Origin of the sequence: Enterorhabdus sp. P55 (assembly GCF_009911695.1) — a bacterium.
In the GTDB taxonomy this organism is placed as follows: Bacteria; Actinomycetota; Coriobacteriia; order Coriobacteriales; family Eggerthellaceae; genus Enterorhabdus.
The window spans coordinates 1-3,800 of sequence record NZ_QWKK01000158.1 but is presented as its reverse complement, the minus strand read 5'-3'; the positions used below and the strand labels follow the sequence as shown (position 1 = coordinate 3,800).

Annotated in this window: 2 protein-coding genes; both read left to right on the top strand. The window is 76.5% G+C overall.

What is annotated here, in order from left to right; all coding sequences use genetic code 11:
* The coding region (locus D1643_RS10180; protein WP_160710512.1) for an NAD(P)/FAD-dependent oxidoreductase at positions 1 to 1,222 on the top strand (1,222 nt) is incomplete at its 5' end.
* A complete protein-coding gene (locus D1643_RS11895; protein WP_370520339.1) occupies positions 1,222 to 3,045 on the top strand; it encodes an NAD(P)/FAD-dependent oxidoreductase in 1,824 nt (607 codons plus the stop codon). The genes D1643_RS10180 and D1643_RS11895, both read left to right, overlap by 1 nt.
* Positions 3,046 to 3,800: the final 755 nt, after the last annotated feature.

The following is a 3,800-nucleotide window of genomic DNA, read 5'->3' as shown; positions in this document are numbered from 1 at the left end:
GCTCGGGGCCGCGTCGTGCGCGGCGGGGGCCGCCGGCGCGCCGCGTGCCGTCGGCGCCGAGGAGGGGGGCGCATCCGATGCGCAGCGCGCGGGGCGTGGCGTCTCCTGGCCCGTGGCGGCCAACGGGGTGCAGGCGTTCTTCGCCGACCACGGGCTCTGCTGGCGCGAGGAGTCGGAGGGCCGGCTCTACCCGCTGCCTAACAAGGCGACGGCGGTGCTCGACGTGCTGCGCGCCGCCGCGACGGCCGCCGGGGTCGAGGAGCGCTGCGGCACTGCGGTGGAGGCCGTCGAGCCGGCACGGCGCGCGGGTGGCCCGCTCACGCTGCGCCTGGCCGACGGGCGCCTCGAGCGCGCGGATGCGGTGATCGTGGCCGCGGGCGGCTCGGTGGCTCGTACGCTCATGCCCGAGGGGGTGCCCTTCCGCGACCCCGAGCCGACGCTCGGGCCGCTTGCCACCGACACGCGTCTCGTGCGCCAGCTCGATAACATCCGGGTGCGCGGGGCACTCGAGCTTTGGCGCGGTGGCGCGCGGGCGGCTCGCGAGGAGGGCGAGGTGATGTTCCGCAAGTACGGCGTGTCGGGCATCGCCGCGTTCAACCTGTCGCGCCTCGCGCGTCCGGGCGATGAGCTGGCCGTCGACTTTCTGCCGGCGGTGGGCGCGCGGGATGCCGCCGCGTTCCTGACGGCGCGGGCGCGGCGCCTGGCCGTGGCGTTTGGCGGGCCTGTCACCTGCGAGGACGCCTTGCGCGGGCTCGTGCTCGCGCCGGTGGGGCACGTGCTGTGCCAGGCGGCGAGGCTGCGCGGCGAAGGGGCGCTGGACGAGGCAGCGGCCGAAGTGCTCGCCCCGGTGCTCAAGGGGCTGCGCCTGACGGTGCGCGGCCTCGGCGACGTGCGCCAGTGCCAGGTGCGCCGCGGCGGCGTGGCCGTGGAGGCGGTGGATCCCCGCACCGGCGCGTGCCGCGCGGTGCCGGGGCTCTACGTGGCGGGGGAGGCCCTCGACGTGGACGCGCCCTGCGGCGGCTACAACCTGCACTGGGCCTGGGCGAGCGGGCTTCTGGCCGGCTGGAGCGCGGCCGGCGCGGTGCTGGTGGGCCAGGAGGGCGGCGCGCGCGGTAATGCCCCGCGCGCTTCCGCCGCCGGCGTCGCTGCGGCGCCGGGAGCCGAGCGCCGCCCCGCATCGCCTGCGGGCGGCGGGCGGGACGATGAGAGGGGGCGGCGATGATCCTGCGCGCCTCCAACGTCCCCGTATCGCTCGACGCGCTCCTGCCCGAGGGCGGCGCCCTGCTCCGCCGCGAGACTGCTCGCGCGCTGGGGCTGCGCGCCGCCGACGTGCGCGAGGTGCGCGTGCTGCGCCGCAGCGTGGACGCCCGCAAGAAGGCGAGCGTCCACTTCGTGTGCGCGCTTGCCGTCGACGCGTCCGACGATGCCGTCGCACGCCCGGCCAAGGGCGTCGCCGTCGGCCCCTACCGCGCCCCCGCCCCGCTCGTGGTGCCCGACGCCGCCGCGGCGCTCGCGGCTTCCGGCGAGCCGCGGCCCGTGGTGGTGGGCACCGGCCCGGCCGGCCTGTTCTGCGCGCTGTACCTGGCGCGCGCCGGCCTCGCCCCGCTCGTGGTGGAGCGCGGGCCGGCGGTGGATGAGCGCGCGGCCGCGGTGGCTGCCTTCGACGCCGGCGGGCCCCTCGATCCCGAGGCCAACATCCAGTTCGGCGAGGGCGGCGCCGGCACGTTCTCCGACGGCAAGCTCAACACCGGCACCAAGAGCCCGCATATCCGGCAGGTGCTGGAGACCTTCGTCGAGGCCGGCGCACCTGCGGACATCCTCGTGGACGCGAAGCCTCACATCGGCACCGACCTGCTGGTGGACGTGGTGCGCCGCCTGCGCGCGCAGATCATCGCGGCGGGGGGCGAGGTGCGCTTCCGCACGCGGCTCGACGGGATCGAGTGGGAGGGCGGCCGCATCGCCGCCGTCATCCTGCGTGACGGGGAGACGGGCGCCGAGGAGCGCGTGGCGGCCTGCCGCGTGGTGCTCGCCTGCGGTCACTCGGCGCGCGACACCTTCGCGATGGTGCGCGATGCGGGACTGCCCCTCGAGCGCAAGCCCTTCGCCGTGGGCGTGCGCATCGAGCATCCCCAGGCCCTCGTCGACGCCGTGCAGCTGGGGCCGGCTGCGGGGCATCCGGCGCTTGGCGCGGCGGACTACAAGCTGGCCGTGCACACCAAGGACGGCCGCGGCGTCTATACCTTCTGCATGTGCCCCGGCGGCACGGTGGTGGCCGCCGCCAGCGAGAAGGGCGGCGTCTGCGTGAACGGCATGAGCCGCCATGCGCGCGACGGTGCCAACGCCAACAGCGCGCTTCTGGTGGGCGTTGACCCGGCCGACCTGCCCGGCGATGACCCCCTGGCCGGCGTCGCCTTCCAGCGCGACCTCGAGCGCGCGGCCTTCGACCTGGCTTGCGGGGCGGGGGACTACGCCGCCCCCGCCCAGACCGTCGGCGCCTTCCTCGCCGGATCGGGAGATGCAGGGGAGGGTCGGAGGCGTGGGCCCGAGAGGGCGGTGCCCGGGTGCAGGCATGCCGGCGACTCCACCGGCGCTGGCGCGCGCGATGCCCGGCGGGTCGGGGGCGGGGAGGCGTCTGAGGCGGCCTGCGTCCCCGGGCGTGGCGGCAGTGCCTCCGTCGCCGCCGGCGCCGAACCCCTCGTCACGTCTACCTACCCGCGGGGCATAGCCTGGGCCGATCTGCGCGCCTGCCTGCCGCCGCTCGTGACCGACGCCCTGGCCGAGGCCCTGCCGCTGCTCGACCGCAAGCTGCCCGGCTTCGCGCATCCCGGCGCGGTGATGACGGCGGTGGAGGCGCGCAGCTCGAGTCCCGTGCGCATCGTGCGCGATCCAGCCGACTTCCAGGCGCGTCGCGCGCAGACGCCCGCCGTGCCGAGTGGGCTGTACCCCTGCGGCGAGGGCGCGGGCTACGCCGGCGGCATCACGAGCGCCGCCGTGGACGGCCTCCGCGTGGCCGAGGCCCTGGTGGCCTCCCTCTTGTCCCGCTAGGGCACAGGGCGGGCTGCGGGGTCGCCCCGCGCCCTGCGCCGCCAGCGATGCCTCGGCGCCTTCCCCGAGGGCGGTTCGCCAGCCGCCGCCCATGAGGCGGATGTGCCCGTCGGGGGAGCGCGTCGGGTTCCGCGAGCCTTAGGCGTTCGCCGAAGTCGGGACGGCGGTGCCGGCGAAGGGGCCTGAGCGGCGACGCCGCGCCATAGCGAAGTCGAGCGCGGCGCGCTCTGCTGGCGTGTCGCGTATTAGAGGCTGTGCCGACCGGGAGCCGCCTCGCTTGGCGGGGTGGGGCGGGACGAAACTCTGGAAAAACTGGCCAAAAATGACGACCTGACGACGAAATCGTGGCCCGTTGGACCGCGCCTGCGCCCTCGCTGCTTCGTTTTCCCAGGTCGCGCTCAGCGGCCCGTGCGCTCGCGGGGGAAAGCCAGCCGCTATCGGCCCCCCTTCTGTCGTCAGGTCGTCATTTTTGGCCAGTTTGGCGTGTCGTTCTGCACGGCGGGGTGGCGCATGCGGCGGGATAGCGCGGGCGGCGGGCCTGCTGGACGCCTCGCACCCACGCGGCGGATCTGCTGGAGCGCCCCCCTGCGGCGGGCCCCGCTTGGCGTCGGCCGCCTGGGCGCCGCGCGTGCCCGCTTGGACGCCTTCGCTCAGCGCCGCGCTCTCGCCCTCGCGCTGGCGTCGCGCTTCCGCCCCCGCGCACCCGCCCGGCTCCCGTTCTCGCCTCGGCGCCTCGTCCGCGCGCGTCCACGCGT